Raw genomic sequence first — 12,594 nt, forward strand, 5'->3', positions numbered from 1 at the left:
CTGCAGACGCATGGACAGACGAGAATGGTCTAGTCCACAATGCGTAACTGAGGCTTCCGCCCTCCCCGCACAGGAGGACGGACAGAGGACCCGACGCTCTCTGCCCTGACCGCGTCGGATCCTCGATCGGCAGCCGGGACCGCACACCTGGAAGCCGGTGCACCTGAAGGGCTGCGGTGCCAGGGAAAGGGCTGAGGGTCCCGACCCCCGGCGCCGCGGCCCGTCGGTCTTTCCGGGCCCGGAGCTTTCGGGCCCCGGAGCTTTTCGGACCCCCGCGCCCCGGCGGTTAAGCTCGGCTCGTGCCCTCCATGAACGATCTCGTCCGCCAGCACACCGCCCTCGGTGACTCCGATCTCGAGTGGCTGCATCTGCTGGTCTCGGAGTGGCAGTTGCTCTCCGACCTCTCCTTCGCCGACCTCGTCCTGTGGGTCCCCACCCACGACGGCACGCGATACGTCTCCGTGGCCCAGATGCGGCCCAACACCGGCCCGACGTCCTACCAGGACGACATGGTCGGCCACCTCGTCCCGCGCGGCCGCCGCCCCATGCTGGACGTCGCGCTCGACGAGGGCCGCATCGTGCGCGAGGGCGACCCCGAGTGGCGCGAGGAGGTCCCGGTGCGGGTGGAGTCCATCCCCGTACGCAGGGAGGGCCGGGTCCTCGGCGTCATCGCGCGCAACACCAACCTGCTCACCGTGCGCACGCCCTCGCGCCTGGAGCTGACCTATCTGCAGTCGGCCTCCGACCTCGCACAGATGATCGCGGCGGGTACGTTCCCGTTCCCCGACCAGCAGGTCGACATGGACGCCTCGCCGCGCGCGGGCGACGGCCTGATCCGGCTCGACGCGGACGGCGTGGTCCAGTACGCCTCGCCCAACGCCCTGTCCGCGTACCACCGGTTGGGCTTCCAGGCCGATCTGGTCGGCCACCACCTCGGCACGACGACGGCCGAACTCGCCCCGTCGCGCGGCCCGGTGGACGAGGCGCTCGCCAAGGTGGCCAGCGGCTGGGCGCCGCGCGAGTTCGAGATCGAGGGCGAGGAGGGCTCGATCCAGCTGCGCGCGATCCCGCTCAAGCCCAAGGGCCCGCGCATCGGTTCGCTCGTCCTGCTGCGCGACGTCACCGAACTGCGTCGCCGCGAACGCGAGTTGATCACCAAGGACGCGACCATCCGGGAGATCCACCACCGGGTGAAGAACAACCTCCAGACGGTCGCCGCCCTGCTCCGCCTCCAGGCCCGCCGCATCGGTTCGGACGGGGGCCGCGAGGCCCTGGAGGAGGCGGTCCGCCGGGTCGGCTCCATCGCGATCGTGCACGAGACGCTCTCCCAGAACCTGGACGAGCGCGTGGAGTTCGACGAGATCGCCGACCGGGTGCTCGCCATGGTGGCGGAGATCTCACCGGGTCAGGTGGTCGGCCGGCGCACCGGTCACTTCGGCATCCTCGACGCCGAGGTGGCGACGCCGCTGTCCATGGTCCTCACCGAGGTGCTGCAGAACGCGCTGGAGCACGGCTTCCGGCAGGGCGACACCGGCACCGTCGAGGTCTCGGCCGTGCGCGGCGGCACCAGCAAGGAGGCCCGCCTCCTGGTCACCGTCCAGGACGACGGCGTCGGCCTGCCGGAGAACTTCGACCCGAAGCGCGCCGGGAACCTGGGCCTGCAGATCGTACGCACCCTGGTGGAGGGCGAGCTCGGCGGAACGTTCGACATGGTGCCCGCACCGGAGCGCGGCACACAGGTCATCCTCGACATCCCCGTACGCAGCAGCAAATAGCCGTACGAGGCCGGGGCGCCGGCCCCGAACAGCAGTGAGCCCCGGGACCGTTGAACGGTTCCGGGGCTCATTACTCGCGTTGCTCGGGTCATGTCCCGGGCTGAGCCTGGGGGAGCATCGGGGGTACTGCGCGCTGCGGCTCGGGGGCGGGAGATGCGTACTCGATGTACGCGCCGCCGGGCTCAGGCTCGAACGGGGTGGGGAATCAGGCGGAGGCCTGACGGGCCCGGTTGCGAGCGGCGCGGCGCTTCATCGCGCGGCGCTCGTCCTCGCTGAGGCCACCCCAGACGCCGGAGTCCTGGCCGGACTCGAGCGCCCACTGCAGGCACTGCTCCATGACGGGGCAGCGGCGGCAGACGGCCTTGGCTTCCTCGATCTGCAGCAGCGCAGGACCGGTGTTGCCGATGGGGAAGAAGAGCTCGGGGTCTTCCTCGCGGCAAACGGCGTTGTGACGCCAGTCCATGGCTGCTACCTCTCCTTGGTATTACGTGCAAGTTGCTTGTGAATGTGAACGCTTTCACGAATCCCTCAACAAGTGAACCGGACGAACGTCACATCTGCGACGGATGTCCGTTGCTTTGGGGAGGGGATTCGGGCTCTCTGTGGGGCCGATGTTTCGGGCCGTCCCGAGCGCCATGTAGAGATTCGCAAACCTCGGCGGCGGATACAACCCCTTCCGGAAAGTTTTTTTTGATTCCTCGGTGTCGGCTAGGTCACAGCCGTACTTCCATGGGGTGGATGCCAGCCCAAACGTTCGAGATGAAGGACTTTAGTCCCTTCCACTCACGCAATCACACGCAGTGCACGGCGTACGCCTGTGAACGTCACGCTGGTCCGCAGTCCCAGGTGGTCACCGTCCATCTGAAGGGGCAGGGGCGCCTTCGAATGCAAGGTGAAGTCCGTCAGGTCGTGGAGCGTGACCGCGTTCTTTCCGTGCGGGCCGCGTTCGGGCGTCGAAGCCAGCAGCTGAGTGCCGTAGCGGGCCACCGCGGGAGTGGAGAGTTTCTTGAGTCCCAGCACGTCAAGGCCGGTGTCGAAGGACGCCTGGGGCGTCGGATACAGCGGCCGGTTGCCGAGGAACGACCACGGCGAGGTGTTGCTGACTATGGAGACGACAAGATCGGTGACCGGATCCTCGCCCGGCCGTTCGAGCGTGATCGTGCCGTGCCGGCGGTCGGCCTCGCCGAGGAACTGCCGCACCACCTGTCGCACGTACAGGGCATGGGTCGAACGCTTGCCGCGCTCCCGCTGCTGCTCGACCCGGCCGACCACACCCGCGTCGAAGCCGAGCCCCGAGGCGAACGTGAACCAGCGGGACGGCACGCCTTCGTCCTCCGTGCCCGGAGTGCCCGAGGCGAGGCCGAGGCCCACCGTGCGCCGCCGGCCCTCGCGCAGGGCGTCCAGGAGCTGTCCCGTGGCCTCCACGGGGTGGTTCGGCAGGCCGAGGGCGCGCGCGAAGACGTTCGTGGAGCCGCCGGGGACGACGGCGAGGCCGGGCAGCCGGTCGAGGTCGACCCCGTTGTGCAGCAGCCCGTTCACGACCTCGTTGACCGTGCCGTCGCCGCCGAGGGCGACGACCAGCTCGATGTCCTTGCTCTCCGCCGCCTGCCGGCCGAGGTCGCGCGCGTGGCCCCGGTACTCGGTGGTCACGGCCTCGAGCTTCATCTCGCTCGCCAGGGCGTGGATCAGCACATCACGCGTGCGCGCGCTGGTGGTGGTTGCCGCCGGATTGACCACGAGGAGTGCACGCATGCAAGGCAGCGTACCCAGCGCCCTTGATCGCGCCCAGACCGAGGTGGGCGTCGGGTGAGGCTTCACACGGATTCCGCGTGGGGTCCGGGCTTCGGGACGGCGTCGGCAGGCGGCTACGCTGCAAAGGTGACCTCAGAGCAGAACCCCGCCCCCGAGCCCGACGAAGACGACGCCCCGCGTCCCGGCCGGCTGACCGCCGCCGCGGCCCTGGCCGGGCTCGAAGGACTCGCGCTCGTCGTGGGCGGCGCCTACATGCTCGTCGCGGGCCTCGCCGGGCATCCCGACAACCCGGAGCAGGCCGTCACCGGCGGTGTCACGCTCATCGTGCTCGCGCTGCTGCCGCTGTTCGCCGCGCGCGGACTGCTCGCCCGCAAGAGCTGGAGCCGCGGCCCCGCCATCATCACGCAGATCATGGCGCTGCCGGTCGCCTACACGCTGCTGCAGGCCGACAGCATGGCCATCGGGGGCGGCATCGCGCTCGCCGCCGTGTCGATCGCCGCGCTGGTGCTGCTCGTCAACCGGGAGACCACGCGCGCCCTGGGCATCCGTACGCCGGGGTCCACCCAGTAGCACGCGGTGCGAACGAGAAAGGCGCCCGAAGCGGGATCCCGCTTCGGGCGCCTTTCTCGTTCGCGTGCGTGGCTCACTCCTCGACGAGGAGCCTGTCCCGGAGCTGGGCCAGCGTGCGGGCCAGCAGACGGGAGACGTGCATCTGGGAGATGCCGACCTCCTGGGCGATCTGCGACTGCGTCATGTTCCCGAAGAAGCGCAGCAGCAGGATCCGCTTCTCGCGCGGCGGCAGGTCCTCCAGGAGCGGCTTGAGGGACTCGCGGTACTCGACGCCCTCCAGCGCCTCGTCCTCGGCGCCCAGCGTGTCCGCGACCGCCGGGGACTCGTCGTCCGTGTCCGGGACGTCCAGGGACAGCGTGGAGTACGCGTTGGCCGACTCCAGGCCCTCCAGGACCTCCTCCTCGGAGATGGCCAGCTTCTCGGCCAGCTCGTGCACCGTGGGGGAGCGGCCGTGCAGCTGGGACAGCTCGGCCGTCGCCGTCGTCAGGGCCAGGCGCAGCTCCTGGAGCCGGCGGGGCACGCGCACCGCCCAGCCCTTGTCGCGGAAGTGCCGCTTGATCTCGCCGACGACCGTCGGCGTCGCGTACGTGGAGAACTCCACGCCGCGCTCGGGGTCGAAACGGTCGACCGACTTGATCAGGCCGATCGTCGCCACCTGGGTCAGGTCGTCCAGGGGCTCGCCGCGATTGCGGAAGCGGCGCGCCAGATGCTCGACGAGCGGCAGGTGCATGCGGACGAGCTGATTGCGCAGCTCCGCGTACTCCGGGCTGCCGTCCTTCAGCGTGCGCAGCCGGATGAACATCGCCCGCGCGCCGCTGCGGTCCGTCGGATCGTGCCGGCCGTGCTGCTCGCCGTGTCGCTCGTGGTCGCTCATCAATCCCGCCCGTCGCGCGTCCGATCCCCCTGAGCCCCTGCGAAGTACGGCCCCCGGGGTCGGCGCTGCCTGCTGTGCCGCGTCGGTCGCCGGGTCCGCCGTGTCCGCAGCGTCCTCTGGGTGTGGCCGGGCCTGCTGCTCGGGGATGCCGGTGGTCGGCCGCTGCATCCCGCTCGCGTCGTCGGCCGGGAGATCCCGTGTGCCGCGCTTGTCGTCCCGCACCGGACCGTCCCCGTTCCTCACGTCGGGCCGGGGCCCGCGCCGCGCTTCTTGTAGAGGCTGATGGAGACGGTCCTGTCCTCGGCCACCGTGGAGTCGACCTGGCCCGCGAGGGCCGACAACACCGTCCACGCGAAGGTGTCGCGCTCAGGGGCCCGGCCGTCGGTCGTCGGCGCGGAGACCGTCACCTCCAAGGAGTCGTCGACCAGCCGGAACACGCAGCTGAGCACGGAGCCCGCGACGGCCTGCTGAAGCAGGATCGCGCAGGCCTCGTCGACAGCGATGCGCAGGTCCTCGATCTCGTCGAGGGTGAAGTCCAAACGCGCCGCGAGGCCGGCCGTCGCCGTACGCAGCACCGACAGGTAGGCACCCGCAGCCGGGAGTCGGACTTCCACGAAGTCCTGATTACCGGGGTCGCCTGCGATCTGGGACACCCTCACCTCCAAGGTGGTACAAGCACTTTCGGGCTCCGGAGGCGTCGTCCCCCGGGTGATGCGCCACTTATATCTGCGGTGACGCTACCGCGCGCCCGACTTTCCTGTCCCGGGGACCCCCGGCCCATTGCTGTCACTCATAGTAAGCACATGGGTACGGACAGTGGCTAGAGGGTGTGCGGGCTCAATTGGAAAGAGCGGGCGCCGGTTTGAGTTACCCAGGTGTCAGTGGATCGAACCCCGCTGGTGCCGGGGATCCGTCGGGTCAGACGAGAATCGAGTCGACAAAGCACCAACGCCAGCTCTCACCAGGCTCGAAGGTGCGCATCACCGGATGGCCGGTCTCGGCGTGGTGGGCCGTCGCATGCTTGTACGGGGACGAGTCGCAGCAGCCGATGTGACCGCAGACCAGACACAGCCGTAGTTGCACAGGGTGACTGCCGACGGCCAGGCACTCCAAGCAGGTCTCGCTCAGGGGCGCGGGCTCGGGGTGCGGCAACGCGGCGACGTGCGAGCACTCGTTCATGATGGCCAGGTTACGACGGCCGGCGCGGAGCAGGGCGGTGGAAGGCGGGTCATGGACGTATTGCCTCTGGTGGGTCTGGTCGCGGCGAGCGCGGCCGTGGCGGGGGCGGCGCGCAGGACGCCGGTCCCCGCACCGCTCCTCCTGGTCGCCGTCGGCCTGATCGCGTCCTACGTGCCGTGGGTCCCGCAGTACGTGCTCGACCCGCACATCGTGCTGCCGCTGATCCTGCCCCCGCTGCTGCACACCGCCGCCCTGGAGAGCTCGTACCTGGACCTCAGGGCGAACATCAGGCCGGTCGCGCTGCTCTCCGTGGGCTACGTCCTGTTCGCCACGCTCGCGGTGGGCTGGCTGGCGTACGAGCTGATCCCTGACCTGCCGCTGACGGCCGCGCTCGTCCTGGGAGCGGTGATCGCGCCGCCGGACGCGGTGGCCGCCACGGCGATCGCGCGGCGGGTGGGGCTGCCCTCCCGGATCACGACGATCCTCCAGGGCGAGTCCCTCGTGAACGACGCGACCGCGATCACCGCCTACAAGGTGGCGCTCGCCGCGGCGGTGGGCGAGGGTGCGAGCTGGGCGGGCGGGATCCAGGAGTTCCTGGTGGCGGCCGTCGGCGGGGTCGGCGTGGGCCTGCTCCTGATGGTGCCGCTGCACTGGTTGCGCACGCACCTCAAGGAAGCGCTGCTGCAGAACACGCTCTCGCTGCTGATCCCCTTCGTCGCCTACGCGGTCGCGGAGCAGGTCGGCGCCTCCGGGGTGCTCGCCGTCGTCACCGTGGCGCTCTACCTGGGGCACCGCTCCTGGCAGGTCGATTTCGAGACACGGCTCCAGGAGACCGCGGTGTGGAAGGTCGTCGCGTTCATCCTGGAGTCGTCGGTCTTCGCGCTCATCGGGCTCCAGCTGCGCTTCGTCCTCGAAGGGCTCGGCGAGTACAGCGTGTGGCAGGCCGTCTGGTACGCGGTCGGGGTGTTCGTCTTCGTGGTCGTGATCCGCTTCGTGTGGTCGTATCCGGCCACCTATCTGCCGTGGTGCATGTCGCCCCGCATCCGCGCGCGGGAGAGCGACACGGACTGGAAGCGGCCGCTGGTCGTGAGCTGGGCCGGCATGCGCGGCGTGGTGTCGCTGGCCATCGCGTTCTCCATCCCGCTGGTCACGGAGGACGGGGAGCCGTTCCCCTCGCGCAACCTGGTGCTCTTCCTGACCTTCACGACCGTCATCGGCACGCTCGTCGTCCAGGGCCTCACGCTGCCGCCGCTCATCAAGTGGCTGAAGCTGCCGGGCCGGGACACGCAGGCCGAGACGCTCGCCGAGGCCCAGGCGCAGAACGCCGCCTCCGTGGCCGCGGAGGAGCGCGTGGAGGAGCTGATGCGGGACGAGCGCAACTGCCTGCCCACGCCCCTCCAGGACCGGCTGCGCACCGTTCTGGAGCGGCGCCGCAACTCGGTGTGGGAGCGGCTCGGGCAGGCCAACCCGGTGACCGGCGAGTCCGCCGACGACACGTACCGCCGGCTCGCGCGGGAGGCGATCGCGGCCGAGCGCGAGGTCTTCGTACGGATGCGGGACGAGCGGCGGATCGACGACGAGATGCTGCGGACGCTGCTGCGCAAGCTGGACCTGGAGGAGGCCGCCGCCTACCGGGAGGTCGACGGCTGAGCGTCCTCGAAGGGGGCGCCCGTGATCACCGCCGCCAGCGTCGTGCCGCGCGGGAACGCGCCCTCCTGGGTGAGGGCGACAAGTGCGTACAGCGCTTTGGCGACATACAGGCGCTCGACGGGCACGCCGTGGCGGCTCTCGAAGTCCTCGGCGAACGCCGCGAGTTCCTCGGGCACGCGCGCGTAGCCGCCGAAATGGAAGCGGTCCTCGATGCGCCAGGAGCCCCGCCTGCCGCCGAACGCCGCCTCCTGGAGGGACCGGACGTCGGCCTCCAGGAACCCGCCCTTGAGGACGGCGACCCCCACGGCGCGCTGGTCGGGGGCGAGCCCGGCGGCGAGCCCCGCGAGGGTGCCGCCGGTGCCACAGGCGAGCGCGACGACGTCCGCCCGGCCGCGCAGCTCCCGGCCGAGGTCCGCGCAGCCCTGGACGGCGAGCGGGTTGCTGCCGCCCTCGGGCACCACGTACGCGTCCTCGGCGCCGGCCGCGTCGAGGAGCCCGGCCAGCACGTCCGGATCGGTCTTGCGCCGGTACGTCGACCTGTCGACGAAGTGCAGGCGCATCCCGTCGGCCGCGCAGCGCGACAGCGACGGGTTGAGCGGACGGTCGGCCAGCTCCTGGCCGCGGACGACGCCGATCGTGGGCAGGCCGAGGAGGCGGCCCGCCGCGGCCGTCGCCCGCAGATGGTTCGAGTACGCGCCCCCGAAGGTGACGATCGCCCGGCCCCGGGCCGCTGCGACGTCGAGGTTCCGGGCGAGCTTGCGCCACTTGTTGCCGATCAGATCCGGGTGGATCAGGTCGTCCCGCTTGAGCAGCAGACGCACGCCGCGGTCCGCGAAGCGCTCGTCGTCGACCTCCACGAGGGGAGACGGGAGGCGGGGGCGCGGGCCGGGGCCGATGGGGCGGGACACCCGGCCATTGTCGGACATCCGGCCGAGTCCCCGCCCGCGCGGCGGCGGGCGGCTACTTGAGCCGGTCCCCGATGCGCCCCCGCATCGACGCCATCGTGAAGCCCTTGGGGTCGACCTTCCCCGGCTGCCACTCCAGATGCCCGATGACCGAGCGCTCGGTCCAGCCGTGGTGGCGGCAGATCGCCGCGGCCGCCTTCTCGATGGCCTCCAACTGGGCGGCGGGCCACGGGTCGTCGCCGTTGCCGAGGTTCTCGCACTCGAAGCCGTAGAAGCGGCTGTTGCCGTCCGTGTTCGCCTCGTTGTCGTGCGGCAGGCGCTTCTCCGCGATCACCGCGCGCAGCACGTCGTCGTCGCCCAGGCCCGCGTGGTTCGCCCGCCCGTAGCCGACCAGATGGACGCGGCCGTCCTTCGTGATGACCCCGTGGCACAGGGGGCCCGGCAGGTTCGCATGGCCGTCGCGGCAGATGCGCACCGTGCTGGCGCTGCCGGAGGTGGCCGTGTGGTGGATCATCACCCCGTTCAACGGGCCCCAGTCACCGATGTGATTGCGGTTGTGATGCCGCCAGTCACCGACTTCGACCACCGTCAGGCCCTCGTCCTTGAGGGCCTTGATGAAACTGCTTGCGGACATGGGTGGGGCCACGGCCGCCTCCTTCGGGGGGAGCGACGGCCGCCGACTGCGCACCGCCTCGTACGGTTCGCTTTTACCCGGAACTGCCGTTCAGCGACCTACTGTTCGCATAACGTGCACATCGTCCGCGGCGCCGGCGGCCAGGTCGGTCAGCCGCGCAGGACGCCGTCCCCGTTCACCGCGATGTGCGACTCGAGGGCCTGCAGCGCCTGCTGCGTGGCCTCCGGGCTGCCGGTGCCCTTGCGCTCCGCGTAGTACGCCGCGCCCAGGCGCTTGAGCAGGTCGCCGCCCGCGCGCTGCGCCTGCACCTCGTCCAGCTTCTGCTTGCCCTGCGTCAGGCCGCGCTGCGCCTGCTCCTTGGCCCGGTCCATGAAACCCGCCATGGTGATCACCCTTCTCGTCTTCGCCGTACTCGTTCTTTACCGTTTCCTGACCAACGCGCGCCGAGATCTTCGAGTTCCGCTCCGTGCCGCCGGACGGGTCGGAAGGGCGCGAAAAGGGCCCGTCCCATGCCCCGCCCGTCCGCCATCCATTCCCGCTCATTTGTGTAATGGTGCGATCTCTCTCCGTGCTGAAGGCTTGTCCGCGCAGGTCAGTTCATGATCGGGAGGGCATTGCACATGTCGGTAGGCGAAGAGGTCCGCGAGCAGACCCCCGTACCGCAGAAGAGTCTGGGTACGTCCGCGGCGCGGAACCTGGCCACGACCACCAAGTCCGCACCGCAGATGCAGGAGATCAGCTCCCGCTGGCTGCTGCGGACGCTGCCCTGGGTGGATGTGAAGGGCGGTACATACCGGGTCAACCGACGGTTGAGCTACTCGGTCGGGGACGGCCGCGTCACGTTCGTGAAGACGGGCGACGACGTCAGGGTCATCCCCGCCGAACTGGGGGAGCTTCCCGCGCTGCGGGGCTTCGAGGACGAGGGCGTCCTCGCCGAACTCGCCCAGCGCTGCACCCAGCGGGAGTTCGAGGCGGGCGAGCTGCTCGCCTCGTTCGGCAGCCGGGCCGACGAGGTGTTCCTGCTTGCGCACGGCCGCGTCGAGAAGGTCGGCACCGGGCCCTACGGGGACGACGCGGTGCTCGGAGTGCTCGCCGACGGCGCGTACTTCGGCGACCAGGCGCTGCTCGACCCCGAGAGCATCTGGGAGTACTCGGCGCGAGCGGCCACCGCGTGCACCGTGCTCACGCTGCCGCGCAACGACTTCGAGCAGGTCGCCGAGCGCGCCGGAGCGCTGCGCGACCACCTCCAGGGGCTGCGCTCGCTGCCCGAGCAGCGGTCCAACACCTACGGCGAGAAGGCGATCGACCTCTCGGCGGGGCACGTCGGGGAAGCGGTCCTGCCCGGCACGTTCGTCGACTACGAGGCCGCGCCGCGCGAGTACGAACTGAGCGTCGCCCAGACCGTGCTGCGCATCCACTCCCGCGTGGCCGACCTCTACAACCAGCCCATGAACCAGACGGAGCACCAGCTCCGGCTCACGGTCGAGGCGTTGAAGGAGCGCCAGGAGCACGAACTCATCAACAACCGGGAGTTCGGCCTGCTCAACAACTGCGAGTACGAGCAGCGCCTGCAGCCGCACGACGGCGCGCCGAGCCCCGACGACATGGACGAACTGCTCAGCAGGCGGCGCGGATCCAAGCTGTTCCTCGCGCACCCGAAGGCGATCGCCGCGTTCGGCCGCGAGCTCAACAAGCGGGGCCTGGTCCCCGAGAGCGTCGACGTCGGCGGGACCCGCATCCCGACCTGGCGCGGCGTGCCGATCTACCCGTGCAACAAGATCCCGGTCACGGAGGCGCGGACCACCTCCATCATCTGCATGCGTACGGGAGAGGACGACCAGGGCGTCATCGGCCTTCGCCAGTCCGGCATCCCGGACGAGATCGAGCCCAGCCTGTCCGTCCGGTTCATGGGCATCAGCGAGCAGGCGATCATCTCCTACCTGGTGTCGACGTACTACTCCGCGGCGGTCCTGGTGCCCGATGCGCTCGGAGTGCTGGAGAACGTCGAGGTCGGCAGGTGGCGGTGACGGGCCGCGCCGCGTTCGCCGTGTCCCCCTGCGGCCGGGCGGGTACACCGAGGAGGTACGCGCCCACTCGCAGCGGAACCGCCACCGTCCGCACCCTGTCAGGGGTGAGTCCATGACACAGCCGGCCGTGAGAGAGCAGAGGCGTGTGGCAGCAGAGGCGACCGGTGCGGCCGCGGCGGAGAGCTTCGAGGCGCAGGAGGCTTCGGCGATCCTGGCGCAGGCCAGGGCCGTCGTCGACCCCGAGCTGCGGCGGGCGGTCGAGGCCCTGCCGGTCTCGATGCGCCGCGTCGCCCGCTACCACTTCGGCTGGGAGCACGCCGACGGCACGCCCGCCACGGGGAACGCGGGCAAGGCCGTGCGGCCCGCGCTCGTCCTCGCGGCGGCGCGGGCCCTCGGCGGGCGGCCCGAGCGGGCGGTGCGGGCGGCGGCCGCCGTGGAGCTGACGCACAACTTCACGCTGCTGCACGACGATCTGATGGACCGGGACGCCACCCGCAGGCACCGGCCCACCGCGTGGGCGGTCTTCGGGGACGCCGACGCGATCCTCACGGGCGACGCGATACAGGCCCAGGCGCAGCGCATGCTCGCCGAGGAGGGCCACCCGGCGGCCACGGCGGCGGCCGCCCGGCTCGCGGCCTGTGTGGTGGAGCTGTGCGAGGGCCAGGCGGTCGACGTCGCGCTGGAGGGGCGGGACCCGGCGGACGTGTCCCTGCCCGAGACCCTCGCCATGGCCGAGGCCAAGACCGGGGCGCTGCTCGGTTGCGCCTGCGCGGTGGGCGGTCTGTACGCGGGGGCCGGCGAGGAGGAGGTCGAGGCGCTCGACGCGTTCGGGCGCTGCGCCGGTCTTGCGTTCCAGCTGATCGACGACGTGATCGGGATCTGGGGCGACCCGGCCCGCACCGGCAAGCCGGCCTGCGCGGACCTCGCCGTGCGCAAGAAGTCCCTGCCCGTGGTCGCCGCGCTCGCCTCCGGCGGGATCGCGGCGGACGAACTGGCGGCGCTGTACGGGCCGCCCGGAGCGAAGAAGGAAGGAGTGGCCGAGCTGGAGCGGATCGCGCTCGCCGTGGAGCGGGCCGGCGGCCGGGACTGGGCGCAGACACAGGCCGCGGACCACATGTCCCGCGCGGTCGACCGGCTGTCGCAGGCGGTCCCGGTGCCGGAGGCGGCGGACGGACTGCTGTCCCTCGCGGAGTTCGTCACGCGCCGCGGGTACTGACGCCTGCCGGTC

The 12,594-nt window shown here is 71.0% G+C and carries 13 protein-coding genes; 5 read left to right on the forward strand and 8 right to left on the reverse strand.

Annotation, left to right across the window (positions count from 1 at the left end; translation table 11 throughout):
• Positions 1-308: 308 nt before the first annotated feature.
• Positions 309-1,775 carry a sensor histidine kinase gene (locus ACZ7L4_RS23955; protein WP_472105663.1) on the forward strand — a complete coding sequence of 489 codons (1,467 nt, stop codon included), beginning with the start codon at positions 309-311 and terminating at the stop codon, positions 1,773-1,775.
• 205 nt (positions 1,776-1,980) lie between these two features.
• On the opposite strand, the gene ACZ7L4_RS23960 is transcribed toward ACZ7L4_RS23955, so the two are convergent.
• The gene (locus ACZ7L4_RS23960) at positions 1,981-2,238 is read right to left on the reverse strand and encodes a WhiB family transcriptional regulator (protein WP_016639615.1); all 258 of its coding nucleotides are present in this window, start codon (positions 2,236-2,238) and stop codon (positions 1,981-1,983) included.
• Positions 2,239-2,558: 320 nt separating this feature from the next.
• Positions 2,559-3,527, reverse strand: coding sequence for a diacylglycerol/lipid kinase family protein (locus ACZ7L4_RS23965; protein ID WP_472105347.1), 969 nt, complete (start codon positions 3,525-3,527; stop codon positions 2,559-2,561).
• A 126-nt stretch (positions 3,528-3,653) separates the two neighbouring features.
• On the opposite strand from ACZ7L4_RS23965, the gene ACZ7L4_RS23970 reads away from it, so the two are divergent.
• A complete protein-coding gene (locus tag ACZ7L4_RS23970; RefSeq protein WP_472105349.1) occupies positions 3,654-4,097 on the forward strand; it encodes a hypothetical protein in 444 nt (147 codons plus the stop codon).
• 73 nt (positions 4,098-4,170) lie between these two features.
• On the opposite strand, the gene ACZ7L4_RS23975 is transcribed toward ACZ7L4_RS23970, so the two are convergent.
• From ACZ7L4_RS23975 to ACZ7L4_RS23985, 3 genes are all read right to left on the reverse strand, one after another.
• On the reverse strand, positions 4,171-5,214 hold the full coding sequence (locus ACZ7L4_RS23975; RefSeq protein ID WP_472105351.1) for an RNA polymerase sigma factor SigF: 1,044 nt from the start codon (positions 5,212-5,214) through the stop codon (positions 4,171-4,173).
• Positions 5,211-5,624, reverse strand: coding sequence for an ATP-binding protein (locus tag ACZ7L4_RS23980; protein WP_462721330.1), 414 nt, complete (start codon positions 5,622-5,624; stop codon positions 5,211-5,213). The genes ACZ7L4_RS23975 and ACZ7L4_RS23980 overlap by 4 nt, the downstream gene beginning before the upstream one ends.
• Before the next feature lie 265 nt (positions 5,625-5,889).
• Positions 5,890-6,150, reverse strand: coding sequence for a UBP-type zinc finger domain-containing protein (locus ACZ7L4_RS23985; protein ID WP_472105353.1), 261 nt, complete (start codon positions 6,148-6,150; stop codon positions 5,890-5,892).
• A 51-nt stretch (positions 6,151-6,201) separates the two neighbouring features.
• Between ACZ7L4_RS23985 and ACZ7L4_RS23990 the strand changes: the two genes are divergently transcribed.
• Entirely contained in the window at positions 6,202-7,800 is a 1,599-nt protein-coding gene (locus ACZ7L4_RS23990; protein ID WP_472105355.1) for a Na+/H+ antiporter, read from the forward strand.
• Here the strand turns inward: ACZ7L4_RS23990 and ACZ7L4_RS23995 are convergent.
• The 3 genes from ACZ7L4_RS23995 to ACZ7L4_RS24005 all read right to left on the reverse strand — a co-directional run bounded on the left by ACZ7L4_RS23995 (position 7,779) and on the right by ACZ7L4_RS24005 (position 9,722).
• Positions 7,779-8,726, reverse strand: a complete 948-nt coding sequence (locus ACZ7L4_RS23995) for a 1-aminocyclopropane-1-carboxylate deaminase/D-cysteine desulfhydrase (protein ID WP_472105357.1) — start codon at positions 8,724-8,726, stop codon at positions 7,779-7,781. The two genes, ACZ7L4_RS23990 and ACZ7L4_RS23995, sit on opposite strands and share 22 nt — an antisense overlap.
• A gap of 34 nt (positions 8,727-8,760) precedes the next feature.
• Entirely contained in the window at positions 8,761-9,351 is a 591-nt protein-coding gene (locus ACZ7L4_RS24000; RefSeq protein WP_472105359.1) for an N-acetylmuramoyl-L-alanine amidase, read from the reverse strand.
• 137 nt (positions 9,352-9,488) lie between these two features.
• The gene (locus tag ACZ7L4_RS24005; RefSeq protein ID WP_399231620.1) at positions 9,489-9,722 is read right to left on the reverse strand and encodes a hypothetical protein; all 234 of its coding nucleotides are present in this window, start codon (positions 9,720-9,722) and stop codon (positions 9,489-9,491) included.
• Positions 9,723-9,959: 237 nt separating this feature from the next.
• On the opposite strand from ACZ7L4_RS24005, the gene ACZ7L4_RS24010 reads away from it, so the two are divergent.
• Positions 9,960-11,366 carry a family 2B encapsulin nanocompartment shell protein gene (locus ACZ7L4_RS24010; RefSeq protein ID WP_472105361.1) on the forward strand — a complete coding sequence of 469 codons (1,407 nt, stop codon included), beginning with the start codon at positions 9,960-9,962 and terminating at the stop codon, positions 11,364-11,366.
• A gap of 112 nt (positions 11,367-11,478) precedes the next feature.
• Positions 11,479-12,582, forward strand: coding sequence for a family 2 encapsulin nanocompartment cargo protein polyprenyl transferase (locus ACZ7L4_RS24015; RefSeq protein ID WP_472105363.1), 1,104 nt, complete (start codon positions 11,479-11,481; stop codon positions 12,580-12,582).
• Positions 12,583-12,594: the final 12 nt, after the last annotated feature.

It is taken from the genome of Streptomyces sp. NPDC107575, assembly GCF_055657265.1.

Coding starts and splice junctions, on each gene's coding strand:
- ACZ7L4_RS23955 (WP_472105663.1), top strand. CDS start 309: ATGAACGATCTCGTCCGCCAGCACACCGCCCTCGGTGACTCCGATCTC.
- ACZ7L4_RS23960 (WP_016639615.1), bottom strand. CDS start 2,238: ATGGACTGGCGTCACAACGCCGTTTGCCGCGAGGAAGACCCCGAGCTC.
- ACZ7L4_RS23965 (WP_472105347.1), bottom strand. CDS start 3,527: ATGCGTGCACTCCTCGTGGTCAATCCGGCGGCAACCACCACCAGCGCG.
- ACZ7L4_RS23985 (WP_472105353.1), bottom strand. CDS start 6,150: ATGAACGAGTGCTCGCACGTCGCCGCGTTGCCGCACCCCGAGCCCGCG.
- ACZ7L4_RS23990 (WP_472105355.1), top strand. CDS start 6,202: ATGGACGTATTGCCTCTGGTGGGTCTGGTCGCGGCGAGCGCGGCCGTG.
- ACZ7L4_RS23995 (WP_472105357.1), bottom strand. CDS start 8,726: ATGTCCGACAATGGCCGGGTGTCCCGCCCCATCGGCCCCGGCCCGCGC.
- ACZ7L4_RS24005 (WP_399231620.1), bottom strand. CDS start 9,722: ATGGCGGGTTTCATGGACCGGGCCAAGGAGCAGGCGCAGCGCGGCCTG.
- ACZ7L4_RS24010 (WP_472105361.1), top strand. CDS start 9,960: ATGTCGGTAGGCGAAGAGGTCCGCGAGCAGACCCCCGTACCGCAGAAG.
- ACZ7L4_RS24015 (WP_472105363.1), top strand. CDS start 11,479: ATGACACAGCCGGCCGTGAGAGAGCAGAGGCGTGTGGCAGCAGAGGCG.